Source organism: Sphingobacterium yanglingense (assembly GCF_004363245.1).
Taxonomy (GTDB): Bacteria; Bacteroidota; Bacteroidia; order Sphingobacteriales; family Sphingobacteriaceae; genus Sphingobacterium; species Sphingobacterium yanglingense.
Window position 1 is genome coordinate 65,907 of the sequence record NZ_SNYV01000015.1, and the last position, 15,696, is coordinate 81,602.

Sequence of the window (15,696 nt, forward strand, 5' to 3'; positions counted from 1 at the left end):
GTACAGAACTACAATAGTTTTGTACAAAAGTTTGAAAGTCTTGTACAAAAGTTTAAATGTTTTGCACAAGACTTTCGCAACTCTGTACAAAATAATGGCACACCTGTACAAAGAAACCATAGTTTTATACAGGTATGCCCCAGCACATCACAAAACACCGCTGTCACTACTTCCTACTCACGACTTCTTTTTATACTTGGTTGCCAAGAGATCCTTGGCCAGGTCGCGGACAAAGTAGTAATCAATTTCCCCCAACTGCATTGGGTTCAGTTTCCCCTCCTTTACATAAGATCGGTAGGTAGAATCCACAACCTTTAGCTTCTGCAAAACTAATCTCCATTAATTCAAAATGACGCAGTTCATCAGCTTTCAAACGGTTCGAATACGCAAACAAATCTTCCATTTTTGACTTCATTTATCCAAATATAGTTGAATTTGCACTCTCATAGTGCAAAACCAAGAACACATCACAGCATCCCAAAAGAATTCGTGACAGCTACCCAAGCTCAACATCTCCGACTGGAATTTTTCCCAGAGAAAAAAGTTACCCCCTTGTTAACATCCGTTTAAAGATCAATACCTATTTTCCGAAAATTCTAATTCGTCTATATGTCAACATCCAATAAAAGCCCCTTAAAAAAAGCTTTCTTAAAGGGTTTTGGTCTTATTTTGTTTTTAATTATCGCTTTCTTCTGTTTTGAATTTTTCAGAAGACAAATAGGAGGCTTTGCAGGTTCTTATCCTTTTGCTGAAGTGTGGCAAATTGCTGGATCTATAGAAGATACTGAACGTAAACTTATAAAACTTCATGAAATAGAACCTGATTTATTTTTTGAGAACGATAGTTTATCGTTTAAGAACGACCCTACAAAATATTGGAAAAAAGTAGATTTTTACTATAAAGACAGGCAGGAAATTGTTCATGCTCTAATCAGAGATGATGGTAATAATACGGACATCTATCTAGTCAGTTTCGTTGATACTGTAACTGGTGACCTCCGCTTGATGAATAAAGATTTTGGATTTTTCGCCAATCTCAGAGAAATGAAAGATTTTGAGAATAAAGTCCTTGACAAAATAAACGCTATTAAATAAGACCTTTCTGGCTTTTTCTGGATTATCCACATCATGGGATACTAATCGCATATCTGTATGAAAGCTTACTTAATTGCATTCTCCTTACTATCGTGTTTCTGTCTTGCATGTACACCAAAAAAATATGAAAGCAATTCGTCGAATATTGTTAACCAAATCTATAAGTATATTAACACTATTGCGGAGGGGGATACACTGGATTTAAATCATCGTGATTTGTCATTTGACAAAATCATCATTCTAAGTCATGAAAATAACACATCCCAATTGAAAAGGGAAATATCGATACTGGATGGTGCAAAACAGCAACCATTTGATTTAAATCATGGCAATTGGGCTATTACCTGGATAAAAGATTCTTCAATTATAGATAAAATAGAATTTTCTTCAGAGAAGTTAATGTTTAATAACCTTGTCAACGGTGATGGTTTTAAAATCATCGAGCGGAAAGACTTGAAGAAAATGCTAATTATTAACAGTCCTAATGATAAATTTCTGAACTCAGATAAAAAAGTTTTGGATATTAAACTCTTAAACTGAAGATATCTTATTACCTCTCTGGCCTCATAATATTTGTGGTGCCCACTAGCAATTCTTCTAGCCACCTTTCCTGCCACCACTAGAATTATGGTGGCAGGAAACGCAAGGACTAATAATGATACAAAACAAACCGTCTTTGATGCAATACAGATACAGAACCTAAAACAGGCAACAGACTCGCTAATAACCTGATCAAAAACAATATAGCAAGGCTACTCTTTTCATGCAACTTGAAAGCTGATTTTACTGTTTGATGACGTCTTCTCCATCGAGCATACGCATATAACGAATCAAGGCCTCTACATAGTAGTAATCTGCATAAGTAAGCGGGACATCCACTTCGGTCTTATGCGGAATGGAGCCCACACTGTGTTTCAAAATATAACCTCCGGCTTCTTTATAATCAGCTTTGTAAGGCTTCGAAGCGAGACTATGCAACATTTTTTCCGCTTTAGCGATGTAAAACTGACTCTCTTTTTTGTCTACATATAATGACAACTCCAGGAATGCAGATGCCATTATGGAAGCCGTAGATACATCTCTCAAATCTCTCTGCTTATAATATTTATTATCTTGTGTCAGTTTATCTTGATCCATATCCCAATATGGTATCAAATCGGCAGGAAGATTAGGATGATTAATATAAAACTGGGCTATATTACGCGCCAACTCTAAATATTTTTTATCATTCGTATCACGATACATTGTCAAGTATCCATACAAAGCCCAAGATTGTCCTCTTGACCAAGCTGATTCATCAAAAGCTCCCTGCGCAGTCTTTTTCCCAACGATACTTCCCGTCTTGTCGTTATAATCAACTACGTGATAAGAGCTATAATCTTTTCTAAAATGATTTTTTATCGTTGTATTAGCGTGAGTCACCGCTATGTCGTAGAATTTTTTATTTCCGCTTATTTTCGACGCTTGCGTCAAAAACTCGAGATTCATCATATTATCTATAATAACAGGGTATGTCCACGGTTGACCACCCCAGTTCTTTCCTCCATCCCACGAACGGATCGTCTTAGTCACATCTTTGTAACGGGTAGACAATGATTCAGCCCCTTTGATCAAGATATTTTTGTACGCTGCTGAATCTCCCGTAATACGAAGCGCATTTCCGAAACTACAGTACAACATAAAGCCTAGATCGTGTGTCGTTGTATTGTCTTTTTCCTTTTCCAAATATTTCAGCTTTCGCTTGGCTTCACTCAACAACTCTGGGTCTTTGGTATATTCATACAAATAAAGGACAGTACCCGGATAAAAACCAGAACACCACCAACTTGTACCCCAGTTTACATATTTACCATTAGAAAATGTGGTAGGGATATCTGATTCTTCAATAGAAGCTGCGAGGTATTTTATTTGTTTTGAAGCATCTTTAAGTTCGGTTTCAACGAAGTTCCTATTTAACGATAGCATCTTTTGTGGTGTCTTCTGGGTAGAACAAGCAGAAAATCCTGAGATAAGCATTGTTGCAAGAAAAAGTCTAAGCATCATATTTTTATGAGTAATCTATATAATTAGTAATTCACGTAGTAATCTTTTGGAAAGGGCTCTCCTTTCCATATCTTTTGTGTAGTCCAGCTTTCGGCCTTCACCGTCCAAAACTCATCGTCGGCTGGCAGTCCTAGAGGCAAAAACGATAATGAGGCCACATACATTGATCCGGCGTTAGTATAATAATCAGCGAGGTTAGTCTGTTGATCTCCGACCACACCCATGGTCAACCACCCTGATTTTCCAATGGTCTTGTCGGTATAGATATGCTTCAAAACGGCTGTCAACGCAGCTCTTGATTGCCCTTTGCTGATATCTTCGGGTAGTTTATTATCTAAAATAACTGCTGCCAAAGGTTGGAATGCGGCATTTCTATAGGTCGAAGAACGGCCAACAACAAGCGGATAACCTTCAGGAGAAATCATCCTTTCTAAATGGTGAGCATAACGCTGCATCCTTTTATAGGCACGGTCATACATTTCTTTATATTTCCCACCTGCCGACATATTGTGCTGCAAGGATTCGACCTGCATACAATGGATTACATAACCGTTGTAGTGATCAAAGCTAAACCGTGCTCCGTCACTGTACCAACCATCGCCCACATACCACTCTTGGTCAAATTTATTGACCGCATAATCGATCTTCTCACGTGCACATTCTTCACCTACACTATAAAGAAATGTTTCTGTCATCGCGGCAAACAACAGCCAGTTGCTTTCATTTGGTTTGATCTTTCTTAACAATTTAAATTCCTCGGTCACTCGTTTCTTGGTAACATCAGAAAGAGGTTTCCACAACGCATCTGGTGCCCTTAAAAACGCCAGAGCAAGATGGGCTGCATCCACAAGAGTTTGTGAAGAAGGTCCCCTCCAAGTGAAATAGTCTGCTGAATTGGGATCGACACCATACTGTATGCCCAAGAGCGCCTGCTCACGAAACGTTTTACGTATAGCGCCTTCTTTGGAGTTATCGTCCGGCAATGCGAGCCAAGGAGCCATTCCTGCCAATAATCGGCCAAATGCCTCCAAATAACCTACACCCGAATCTCTTTTATCAAAAGTAGGGCTCACCTCCATCGGCATATTCTTGCGAAATTCCTGCTTACTTATATTTCCCAAAATAGGGCTTGCCATTTTACTAAGTAAAGAAACCCAGTACGCACGGTCATTCCCACTGTGATTTATCCTTGCGGTAGGCACACTAACGGCAACCACTTCAGCAGACGCAGAAGTTACCAAGGCTCCCATGCCGGCACTGCCCAATAGTTTTAATAAGAGTCTTCTTTTCATTAGCAAAGGTTTATAGGCGATATTAAGCAACTGTTAAACAGAATATTAAAAATATTTTTTTTAAGCTAAAAAAACAAACGAAGAAGAATCAATCGCTCTAGCAAACGGTTGCGCGATAGATTGATAACATCTTTTTTACAAAAAAAGAGTCTTGTAAGACTTATTTTTAATCCCCCAGGGAGTTGGTTTCAAATTTCTATTCAACTCTGTCTCAGATTTAGGAATAGGCAATGAGCAGCTCTTCGCCTAAGTTCAATATAATACTTCACATCTTAGAGTAGCTATGAATTATCTGTGGTGAGTTCACAATGCTATATTGTTTATATTGCAGGAAAATCATGGATTGCCAAAAATACTGTAACCTTTTTCTTATATCATTACACTAATCTATAAAACCATAAAACTATGACTAAATTAATTGGTGTATTTATTCCTATCGCGTTTTTTATCTGCGCAACGCTTTCTATTTACTTTGTGTGTCGTTTCAAATATGATGCAATAACAAAGCTAGGAGGCCCAATCCCTAAAGCCCCGAGGACAAAGCAGTCCTGGACAAAAACCGGCATAGTGGTCATCGGCTTTTCCGTGGCACTGCTTATGGTATGGGGGGCTTACATCTATGGACTGCTTGAACACAAAGACACAGACAGCTTTTTTATTATTGGATTAATCTCGCTAGTGGTCGGAATAGCTATAATAATAGCTCAAATGGTGGAGGATAAAGCCAAACAGTAGATGGATGGTGTATATATACAGAAAATATTAGCTGGCGATAGCAACTCCTTTGCCTATCTCGTAAAGACCTACCAGGATATGGCATACTCTATTGCGCTATCTCTGGCAAAAGATGAGTTTCTTGCGGAAGAAATAGCTCATGAGTCTTTTATAGAGTGCTACAATTCGCTACATAGTTTTCAAGGAAAATCAAAATTCAGCACCTGGTTCTATAGGATCATTGTGAATACGGCCTATAGAACCCTGAATAAGAAATCTGTAGAGTTTATCGATCTAGATCTGCCAATACATGATGTACAGGACAAGGATATTCCTATTGATAAGCTGATGGCTGAAGAGCGAAAACAATTGATCAATCTCGCTCTGATGGAAATCCCTAGGAATGAGAGCCTGGCTCTAAGGCTATTTTATCTTGAGGAGTTATCCCTAGAAGAACTATGTGAGATTACTTCCTGGACAACCTCGAATGCTAAGGTAATTTTGCACCGTGCACGCAAAAGAATATCTATAGTACTCAATAAAATTTTAAAAGATGAATACAATGAAGCATAATGATGATCTATTAAAAGAACTGATGCCCCTATCTAAAGTCAAGATACCTTTGGACAATTTTGAAGATAGGGTGATGGGGCATATAAAAATGATCGAAGCCAAGAAAGTAGACATCCATAAAAAGAAACTGTATTCTATCATTTTTTTCTTAGGTTGTCTGGTATTTGGGTTTATACTTATCCAATGGTTTACCAATATTATAATAGCATCTAGCATCGATAATGGCTTCAAACAACAGATACGATTATCTTCACAAATTATCTACGTTGCTTTAATTGTCCTATTCAGCAACAGGATATTTGCATTGATAAAAGCCAAACGCTTTCTGGCAGGAACCCACAAAATATCTCAAGCGCAAACATCCCTCTAGAACGGTGTGACATAATACTACAATAAACAGCCAATCATCTAAACAGTAAACATAGTATGCTAAAAAGGCATTGTTACAACCCGGGATTTATAGACTCCTTTTTCAATCTTGAACAATACGGCATACCCTCCTGCACCATCTCCATTAACAGAAGTGATGTATAAAATATCGTTTAGATTGTCATAGTAACATGATGCAAACTCACTGTTTACATTAAACAAATTCTCAATCTCCTTTTCGGGGATCTGGATACTTTTACCTTTTATCGTGGCTTTGATGGCGATATAATGGCTGTTAGGAATCGTACCATCTGTCCCCCACACTTGCTGCCCTTTAAATTTATCTTCAATGGTATAATCCCCATATTTCGTCGATGAAAAGTATCTTTTATTTTTTTGATAATCGAATTTTTCGGATATAATTTCTACAGTCACATCTTTCGACACAAACTTTGCCACACTACCATTAAAGGATATATTTGGAATCTGTGGATAAGATTCTATTAGCTTGATTCTCGAATGATGTACATGTCCATAAATACTCTCATTATGACGATTGATATAATCAACACTAACCCAATTTGGAAACTCTTCATCGGGGAATGCATAGACAATCTCCTCGGCATTGATTTTTGATACAACCTCACTCTTAATGGAGGCTTCCTTCCTAACATTTACGTAACCGTCTTTATCGATAATTTTTGCAAACTGTGCATAAGTAAAATCGCTTACGGTAAGGAGAAGTAATAAGAGCAGATATTTTTGATTCATTTAAAACGAAGTTATAATATATAAACTGACCAAGCTTCAAGATAAATATATTCCGCCTGGATTCTGAAACTCATTTTTTTGAGACATGATTACTTTGCATTTATGCCCTACGCTAAGTTAAAAATTATATTAAAGAAAATAGCTCTGCTCGAAGAGATGTACTATTAGGTATCCTACATAGAATAATAAAGACACACCGCAGATAATTCATCATTTCTAAATAATTTAAATAAGACCATCAACAACATTCAAAGGTTAAATTGTATTGAGGCAGTTTCCCCTCAATTAGCTTGAATAGTTAGCTTGATTACTTCTAAACATTTTGTATATTTAAGACAATTATAAACAGACATTACCCTATGCAAAAGCAGGCAGAAACAAGCAACTCTCTTTTATGCTTATTATCCAATATACAGAATAAACTTCATTGGTTTTTCAACAATCTAATAGACCATAGCTTAGAAAAGTATACCTTTCTTTTCATACTCTTGTCTATTTCTCCCTTATTTTCTTCTGCACAGATCCAATACCTAATTGAAGGCGAGATAAAAGAGCTTAAAGAAAATGATAAAGTCTACCTAATCGTTGATCATGTCGATACAGATTCATCTGTGGTCACAAAGGGCAAATTCAAATTTACGGGAACAGCCAACCACACTAAAATAGCTACACTCGGGATATATGAAAAGAATGTACCAACAGAAGGAATGTCTCGCTTTCCTGTAAAATTCAGAGAGTTTTACCTATCCTCCGCACCGATCCTGGTAAAAGGTAATGAGTTGAGCTCGGCCAACATAAAAGGCGACGAACTAAACGTAATCTATTCTAAATATTGGTTTGAAAACGACAGCCTAAGGAATGAGGCTATGGCAATATCCTCAGCATTTACTGACAACGTTAAAAATGGGACGCTAACAAATGGGGAGGCAATTAAACACCAAGAAAACTTGCAGGAATTTATGAAAAGTATGCTAATTTTTGATATGTCCTTTCTAGCAAATAACACACCCTCTATATTCTCAGCCGATCTTATCGAGCGACATCTCAACCAAGAGAATGTCTTGCAATTGGAGGATATTTTTAATAAGATACCTTTTACCCCAATGGATTCGTCGAAAAAGGACAAAATAGCGATTGCTATCAACAGGTATAAAAAGCTAGCTGTAGGATCGAAGGCACCAGCATTCACGCTCCGGGATATCCATGATAAAGAGGTATCGCTCGAGTCATTTAAAGGAAAGATTGTCTTGTTAGATTTCTGGGCTTCGTGGTGTATTCCTTGCAGGAAAGAAAACCCGAGATATTTGGCTATTTGCGAAAAATTTAAAAACAAGAATTTTGAGATAGTCGCAGTCTCTTTGAATAAAGAAAAGGAAAAAGAATTGTGGCTTAAGGCGATACATGAAGATAAAATAACGGGGTGGACACATCTTTCTGATCTGAAAGGGCACCAATCGCCAATATATGAGCTGTATGAAGTGAAAGGGTTACCTCACAGCTACCTATTGGATGAAAACGGTATAATAATAGGCCATAATCTAAAGGGAGATGAACTGGAGACTAAGCTAGACCAAATATTAAAGTAGAATTCTAACCTGGCTTTACAAGGTCAAAAAAAATATGTTATCGTAAAAGCATTGACCTGAAGAATAATGGATCTGGATCAATCAGACCATAGCTTACAAATGCCGTGTATTATTTATGGCTCTTTAGAATAAAAGGGATACTTTTCCAAAAACAAGTGGAAGATTTGACATTATTTCTTGCATATTTCATTTTTTATACACACTTTGCTCACATTGACCGATTATAAAGTGTCCGATATTACCGAGATAACTGTAACCATTATAAGAGGAAAAGTATGGACCAATTCTATCCAGATATGCAGTCAGCTGATGATGAAGCGCTCGTTTTGCGGATACAGCAAGGCGATAATGATGCATTTACCTTATTTTATGAGCGACATCGCACATCTATGTACCTATCAGCCTATCACCTACTGAAAGATGAAGACAATGCTAATGATGCTGTACAGGAACTATTTATGAAAGTATGGCAGAGCTCAGAACAAATAAATCCTACATCCAACATTAAGGGATATCTCTATACTGTCCTCCGCAACAGGATCCTCTCTAACATGAACCGAAGTAAATACTTTGACGAGTATGTCAATTCGTACCTCGCTTTCGAACAGCATCATCCATGTAGCACCGAAGAAACAGTACTTGTCCGTGAGTTACAGCATATACTTGAAGAAAAAATTGAAAAGCTCCCTCCAAAAATGCGTGAAGTATACGAACTCTCCTGGAACAACCAACTCTCCAATAAGGAAATCGCCGAAAGACTCAATATCTCTGAAGGCACCGTTAAACAGCATAAGCATCAGGCGATGCGCATTCTTCGAAGCAAATTCCCGAGACTAGTTATCTTCGCAATGTTATTTTGTAACTAGAATAATATTCCTTTCAGGTTCAAAAAAACATTGTCTTTCTGCAAGCTTTGTTATTCATTCTTTAGATACACCTCTCCTATTTCACATTTTCCTATTTCCGACTATAACTATTGTTACTCCCATTGGTATACAAATTATAGAGAGACAAAAAACTATTGTCGAACGTGCTAAAACTATATGGAACAAAGAGAAAAAATAAGAAATTTATTTGACCGGTACAGTAAAGGACAATGTACACCGGAAGAACAGGCTCATCTCCATAAATGGTTCAATCATTATACGCAAAACGAAGCCCATGGCTTGGATAATCTTTCTTCTAGCTTTCAGACAGATCAGCGGATCCTATCTAACGATCAAAAACGAACTAGTCAGATAAAGCCCAAAATACGACATTACGCTGCTGCGGTATTGATCCTGACATTGGCGACCTTATTTTTTTTCCAACATAAACAAGAGAGCAACGACAAGAATCAACATGCAATCGTCAGCCATAAAAGCAATGATGTGCTACCGGGCGGAAATAGGGCTAAATTGACTTTGGCCGACGGAACAGTCATTGATCTCAGTACAGAAGAAAATGGAATAGTTGTCGGCGCAGACGAAATAGCCTATAATGGTGGATCTGAAACAATTGTCAACCTGGATGGGAACACCACCAACCAACTGGTATTGTCAACACCGGTTGGTGGCACTTATCAATTGACACTTTCTGATGGAACGCAGGTATGGTTAAATGCAGGGTCGACATTAAGATACCCTTCCCACTTTGCCAAAAACGAGCGTTTGGTGGAAATAGAAGGAGAAGCCTATTTTTCTGTTTCGAAAGATAAGCATAGACCTTTTAGAGTATTAAGTCGTGGACAGAAAGTAGAAGTTCTCGGCACAGAATTTAATGTGTCGGCTTATGATAATGACAACAGTGTAATGACGACTTTAGTATCCGGAGCCATCCGTTTGGATGCAAATGGGAAAGAGCTAACATTGGTACCTGGAGACCAGTCTGAGTTCTGGGGAACTGACAATTTAAAAAAACAGAAAGTAGACATACAACCGTTTATCGCATGGAAAAAGGGAGAATTCTATTTCGAAAATACGCCTCTTACAGATATGCTCAAACAACTGTCCAGATGGTATGATGTAGAAGTTGTTTATGAAAGAAAAGTTCCTAATGAACGTTTCAGCGGAGCGATGTCGCGCAATGTTACCTTACAGACAGTACTTAGATTACTTAAAATATCGGAAATCAACTATCGGCTAGAGAAGAACAAATTGATAATCGAATAACCAATAAAAAGCTATATTTTATGAAAACAAACGATACTACTTAAGTTATAATACCGTACATAAGTACAGGGAGAACGTCTGACCATACTCCCTGCTATGTCGGATAACATAATCTTACCAATTAGAGAATCAGTTCACATTATCCAATCACTGCAAACTTAAGAAAAAAAGCTTTGCGGTGGCAACTATAGGCCATGAATATGAAAATTCGTTTCACCCGCCGTTTATGGGCGGGACAAACCGGAAGACAAATCCTTCGAATTATGAAATTGACAACACTATTGGTGTTGATTGGGTGTCTCCACATTAGCGCAAAATCCCACTCACAGACCGTTACATTGGAAGCTAAGGGGTATTCGCTGAAAGAGGTGTTCAAAGCTATCCAGCGCCAGACCAATTATAAGGTGGTCTACAATGTCCGTTTTTTGAACGGCTCTCAACCAGTCTTTGTTTCAGCACAACAGATGCCTTTGCGGCAATTTTTGTCAGAGGTGCTCGAAGACCAAGCATTAACTTACAGTATTGAGGAAAAAACTATACTGATTGGCCGTAAATCGAAACCGACAGAAAAACCAGAAAACCTTGAAATAGACAAAAGCAAGGTGCAACAAGCCCTATCGGGCAAGGTCTCTGATGAAGCAAGTCGACCTCTAGCGGGTGTAACTATCAAGGTGAAAGGACTCCAAAATAATGTTATGACCGGAGCAGATGGTAGTTTCAAATTAGAAGCACCTATTGAACGTCCGATTCTGGTCGTAAGCTATGTAGGCTATGTTACCAAAGAGGTAGCAGTTGCGCCATCGGATAGGAATATACAGATTACGCTGAATCCAGATCTGCAGCAGATGAATGAGGTCGTCGTAGTTGGCTACACCTCCAAGAGCAAAGAAGAGCTGACCAGCGCAGTAAGCGTAGTGTCCGGGACCAAGCTAAAAGATGTTACGGCCAATGATGTAGGTACTATGCTTCAAGGTAAAGTCGCAGGTCTACAGGTTGTGAACAGCTCCGGAGCCCCCGGTAGCGCTGCAGAAATCAGACTACGTGGAGTATCTTCAGTAAATGCTAATCAAAGTCCACTTTTTGTCGTCGACGGTATTATCGGGGGGAACTATGATCCCAATGATGTGGAAAATGTAACTGTATTAAAAGACGCTGGTGCGACTGCATTATACGGTTCTCAAGCGAATGCAGGGGTTATTATAATCACAACCAAAAATGCTAAGCAAGAAGGTGTGAGCTTTGAGGCTAAGATCGCAACGGGGTTTCGTACGGCAGATTTTGGAAAGCTCAAGCTCATGAATAGCAGTGAACTGTATGACTACCAAAAGGAGTTTTATCGCGATTACATCCTAGGAACAACGGACAACTCATATAAAATCGATCTTGTAAAGTTTTATGCCGAACGTCCCCTGAGCCTGCGTGATCAAGACTACGACTGGGCAAAGGAATCTTTTAAAAAAGCTCCGATATCCAATTTCTACCTATCCGCCAAAGGGAAAACACAGAAAAATGATTATTATGTCGGCGCATCTTACTACAAGGAAAAAGGGACATTTATCAAAACAAATTTTGAAAGACTCAACTTAAGAGGTAATTCTACTTATCATATTTCTGACAAACTTGACTTGATCAATAATATCAACGTAAGTGCAAGCCAGGGGAGAAACAATGACTATATGGATATGTATTATGCCTTCCTTAACTTACCTTGGGACAATCCCTATGACACGAATGCACAACCTATTTACGTAGATGGAAGCTCCCCCTTCAAATGGTGGTCTCGGGATAAAATCAACCCCATCCATACCGTAGCCAACTCCGATCATACCTTCAAAGGATTTGACATCAACTATGATCTTGGAGCCCACCTCCATATCACGGACTGGTTGACATTCAGCAGTACAAATCGGATATCTGCCTCATTTAGCAAAGGGGTTAATTATGTATCGCCTTTGGCAGCAGGAACATACCATGGTGATGGCTATCTCGACGAATCGAATACGCTTAATTATGGTATCATCAGTAATCAGTTGTTGAAATTCAAGTTTACTATGGATGACCACAACATCAGCGGCTTTGTGGGAGGGGCATTCGAAAGTGGCCGCACAGAGCTTTCCGGTGGTTCTGGAAAAGGACTACCCGAAGGACTTAAGGTTCTGAATGTCGTATCCAGCAATCAAAAGGTAAACGGTTATAACATCGGTACAACATTACAATCTTTATTATCCCAGGTAAATTATAACTATAGAAGTAAATATTTTCTTTCGGGATCTTATCGATATGATGGTTCATCGAATTTTGTCCCTAACAAACGATATGGAGGTTTCCCTTCTATATCCGCAGCCTGGGCTGCGAGCAACGAAGAGTTTTTATCGGGAAATGCGATAATCGACAACTTGAAACTTAGAGGCAGCTACGGTTTTACAGGAACACAAGATATTGGAGCTTCTCGATACCTGGGTCTATTTTCCCTAACTGCTCAATATAACAGTGTGGTCGGAGCAATTCCCTATCAATTAGCTAGTCCCAATCTGACTTGGGAGAGTAAACGTCAGATAAATGCAGGAATCGACATTGGATTATTCAAACGGGTCAACCTAACAATCGATGCCTACCGCAACGATACAAAAGATCTCCTGTTACAGGTCTCGCAGCCACTCTCTGTAGGTTTTGAAACAAAATGGGAGAATGCAGGGACGGTGATCAACAAAGGAATCGAAATAGGTATAAGTTCAACGAATATCCGGACAGATAATTTTCAATGGACCACCGATTTTACAATCAACTTTAACAATAACAAATTATCAGGATTTCCATCTGATATCATCAAAACGAGCTCAACAGGGGTAACACAGATTTATCGTAACGGTGGCAATCTTTTTGAATTTTATATGCCCAAATGGCTAGGCGTCGATATAGATACCGGTGCTCCAATCTGGGAAAAAATAGTGTACAACACCGAGGGAGAAGCTGTCGCCCGCGAAAAAACTTTCGATTACGCACAAGCTACAAGCCAGGAAGTTGGATCGGCATTACCCAAATATCAAGGAGGTTTCAATAACACTTTGAGTTATAAAGATTTCAGTCTAAGTATAAGTACATATTTCAATCAGGGCAACAAGGTATTCAGTAACAACTTGAGATATATGATGAATGATGGACACGAACCATATTACAATCAGATAAAACTGCCAGACGGAGCTAAGATATGGAGTGGCCCAGGTGATACAGAAGCAACAGAACCGAGTCCGCAGAATTCGGCAAATTCCACAGAAACATCCAGCCGCTATCTGAAAAATGGGAGTTACTTCACCATCCGTAATATTTCTTTTAGCTACGCCTTACCGAAAGCATGGGCTAGTAGACTTGCAATGCAAGCCATAAATATCGGTGTGACAGCTGACAATGTGATCACTTTTTCCAATTTCTTAGGCCAGGATCCGCAGACTACGATTACCCCTGGAGCTTATGTGATGCCTGGTGTTTCGAACTTTAAGTATCCGAATAACAGACAATATCTGTTGAACCTAAACTTTAATTTTTAGACCGGCTTGAGCCTTAAAAATAAAATTTATGAAAAAGAACCTTTTATCCCTCACTGTTCTGGCCCTACTATCTCTAGGCGGTTGCAAGGATCTCAATATCTCACCAAGTGATGCAATCAGTACCAATACACTGATAACGACAACAGACGGCTTGACCAATGCCCTAAATGGAGCTTATGCGCTGTTTAAGGATCATATAGAGTTCAATGGTACAATAGATCAGAACAACATGTATCTGCGTCAATTCTATCATCTATCGGATTTTGCCAGTGATGACATAGTCTGTGCACAGGTAACCACAGACCCGTTATATTACAGTTTTACCTTGGGGCATTCGCCGGCGCAATCCAATACGCGTTATTTCTGGTATATATCTTATAAGATTATAACCGGGGTGAATACAGTAATCGATGCTGTTGAACAATCTGGCAAGTCCGACAGTGAGACTAACCAACTTTTGGGTGAATGTTATTTTTTACGCGCTTTTTGTCACTTCAATTTAGTGAGACTATTTGGAAAACCATACAGTGTCGACCCCGAGTCTCAGGGCATCATATTGCGTACAAATCTCACTGATCCAGCGCAAAAAAAGAGATCTTCTGTAAAAGAAGTATATGAATCTGTATTAGCTGACGCTGAAAAAGCAGCATCTTTAATGACAAAATCAAGAGGAGTACAATATGCTTCCCAAGAAGCAGCATGGTCGTTGCTGGCACGTGTCAACCTCTATAAGGAAGACAATATAAAGGCAATAGAATATGCAGACAAGGTCATTGGTTCGGGCAAGTACACCTTAAGTACAAAAACCACCTACCCCAATCTGTTTGCCAACGCAAGTTCCAATCCAGAGACCATTTTTTGTATAGCATTTACACAGGTAGACGATTATGGTAAATTTGGATCCATTGCGTCCATGATCTATTCAGATGGTAACTCGGGCTGGGGGGAGGAATATGCTTCCTCATCCTTGCGTGATGCCATGGCTCAGCACCCAGAAGACGTACGCTGGTCATATATCGTCCCCTTAAAAGATGGAAACGGGGCAATACAAAAGAAAAACGGAATTGAAATTTATTATATCAGCAAGTTCTCTTTTCAAGATGGCTTACCGAACCTGAGTTCGCCGATCATGTTCAGACTTGCAGAGCTATACCTGATACGGGCGGAGGCAAAAGCAAAGACCAATGCTGTAACTGATGCACTGGATGATGTAGATATGATCCGTAAAAACCGTGGATTGGAAAACTCTTTATACAATAAAGTGTTGCCTGCCGGTCAAACAGCATTGGATGTCGTACTGGGAGAAAAACGGATAGAGATGGCGTTTGAGGGACATCGCTCCTACGATATATACCGCAACAAAAGAACGATGGACAAGAACTATTGGGGATATCACCTGCTAAGCCTTAAAGAAACAGATATAGATTTATCTAAAAAACCTTCAGGTTTCGCCAATCTCACTGTGCCCTATACCAATCCACGTACCATATACTTCATACCGATCGATGAGACACTGAGCAATCCACTAGCTCTACAAAACCCATGATCTATTTACTCT

14 protein-coding genes are annotated in these 15,696 nt (G+C 39.0%); 10 read left to right on the forward strand and 4 right to left on the reverse strand.

Annotation, left to right across the window (positions count from 1 at the left end):
* Positions 1 to 241: 241 nt before the first annotated feature.
* Positions 242 to 415, reverse strand: coding sequence for a hypothetical protein (locus CLV99_RS23240; RefSeq protein ID WP_211348545.1), 174 nt, complete (start codon positions 413 to 415; stop codon positions 242 to 244).
* Between the two features lie 194 nt (positions 416 to 609).
* Here CLV99_RS23240 and CLV99_RS14065 point away from each other — a divergent pair, with 194 nt between their 5' ends.
* A complete protein-coding gene (locus CLV99_RS14065) occupies positions 610 to 1,095 on the forward strand; it encodes a hypothetical protein (RefSeq protein ID WP_133585157.1) in 486 nt (161 codons plus the stop codon).
* A gap of 57 nt (positions 1,096 to 1,152) precedes the next feature.
* A complete protein-coding gene (locus CLV99_RS14070) occupies positions 1,153 to 1,635 on the forward strand; it encodes a hypothetical protein (RefSeq protein WP_133585158.1) in 483 nt (160 codons plus the stop codon).
* Between the two features lie 243 nt (positions 1,636 to 1,878).
* On the opposite strand, the gene CLV99_RS14075 is transcribed toward CLV99_RS14070, so the two are convergent.
* Together CLV99_RS14075 and CLV99_RS14080 are read right to left on the reverse strand one after the other, a co-directional pair.
* Positions 1,879 to 3,138, reverse strand: coding sequence for a glycoside hydrolase family 88 protein (locus CLV99_RS14075; protein WP_211348547.1), 1,260 nt, complete (start codon positions 3,136 to 3,138; stop codon positions 1,879 to 1,881).
* 23 nt (positions 3,139 to 3,161) lie between these two features.
* Entirely contained in the window at positions 3,162 to 4,430 is a 1,269-nt protein-coding gene (locus tag CLV99_RS14080; RefSeq protein WP_133585159.1) for a DUF2264 domain-containing protein, read from the reverse strand.
* Between the two features lie 405 nt (positions 4,431 to 4,835).
* Between CLV99_RS14080 and CLV99_RS14085 the strand changes: the two genes are divergently transcribed.
* Genes CLV99_RS14085 through CLV99_RS14095 form a run of 3 tightly spaced genes read left to right on the forward strand, consistent with a single transcriptional unit; the run spans position 4,836 to position 6,087 of the window.
* Positions 4,836 to 5,165 (forward strand): DUF202 domain-containing protein, encoded by a 330-nt coding sequence (locus CLV99_RS14085; RefSeq protein WP_133585160.1) that lies wholly within the window; start codon positions 4,836 to 4,838, stop codon positions 5,163 to 5,165.
* Positions 5,166 to 5,717, forward strand: coding sequence for an RNA polymerase sigma factor (locus tag CLV99_RS14090; protein ID WP_133585161.1), 552 nt, complete (start codon positions 5,166 to 5,168; stop codon positions 5,715 to 5,717).
* Positions 5,698 to 6,087, forward strand: a complete 390-nt coding sequence (locus tag CLV99_RS14095; protein ID WP_133585162.1) for a hypothetical protein — start codon at positions 5,698 to 5,700, stop codon at positions 6,085 to 6,087. The genes CLV99_RS14090 and CLV99_RS14095 overlap by 20 nt, the downstream gene beginning before the upstream one ends.
* A 59-nt stretch (positions 6,088 to 6,146) precedes the next feature.
* On the opposite strand, the gene CLV99_RS14100 is transcribed toward CLV99_RS14095, so the two are convergent.
* Positions 6,147 to 6,857 carry a hypothetical protein gene (locus tag CLV99_RS14100; RefSeq protein WP_133585163.1) on the reverse strand — a complete coding sequence of 237 codons (711 nt, stop codon included), beginning with the start codon at positions 6,855 to 6,857 and terminating at the stop codon, positions 6,147 to 6,149.
* A gap of 359 nt (positions 6,858 to 7,216) precedes the next feature.
* Here CLV99_RS14100 and CLV99_RS14105 point away from each other — a divergent pair, with 359 nt between their 5' ends.
* The 5 genes from CLV99_RS14105 to CLV99_RS14125 all read left to right on the forward strand — a co-directional run bounded on the left by CLV99_RS14105 (position 7,217) and on the right by CLV99_RS14125 (position 15,684).
* Positions 7,217 to 8,443, forward strand: a complete 1,227-nt coding sequence (locus tag CLV99_RS14105) for a TlpA disulfide reductase family protein (RefSeq protein ID WP_133585164.1) — start codon at positions 7,217 to 7,219, stop codon at positions 8,441 to 8,443.
* Between the two features lie 275 nt (positions 8,444 to 8,718).
* The gene (locus CLV99_RS14110; protein WP_133585165.1) at positions 8,719 to 9,309 is read left to right on the forward strand and encodes an RNA polymerase sigma factor; all 591 of its coding nucleotides are present in this window, start codon (positions 8,719 to 8,721) and stop codon (positions 9,307 to 9,309) included.
* 177 nt (positions 9,310 to 9,486) lie between these two features.
* Positions 9,487 to 10,593 (forward strand): FecR family protein, encoded by a 1,107-nt coding sequence (locus tag CLV99_RS14115; protein ID WP_133585166.1) that lies wholly within the window; start codon positions 9,487 to 9,489, stop codon positions 10,591 to 10,593.
* Positions 10,594 to 10,856: 263 nt separating this feature from the next.
* A complete protein-coding gene (locus CLV99_RS14120; RefSeq protein WP_133585167.1) occupies positions 10,857 to 14,138 on the forward strand; it encodes a SusC/RagA family TonB-linked outer membrane protein in 3,282 nt (1,093 codons plus the stop codon).
* A gap of 28 nt (positions 14,139 to 14,166) precedes the next feature.
* Positions 14,167 to 15,684 (forward strand): RagB/SusD family nutrient uptake outer membrane protein, encoded by a 1,518-nt coding sequence (locus CLV99_RS14125; protein ID WP_133585168.1) that lies wholly within the window; start codon positions 14,167 to 14,169, stop codon positions 15,682 to 15,684.
* Positions 15,685 to 15,696 lie beyond the last annotated feature (12 nt).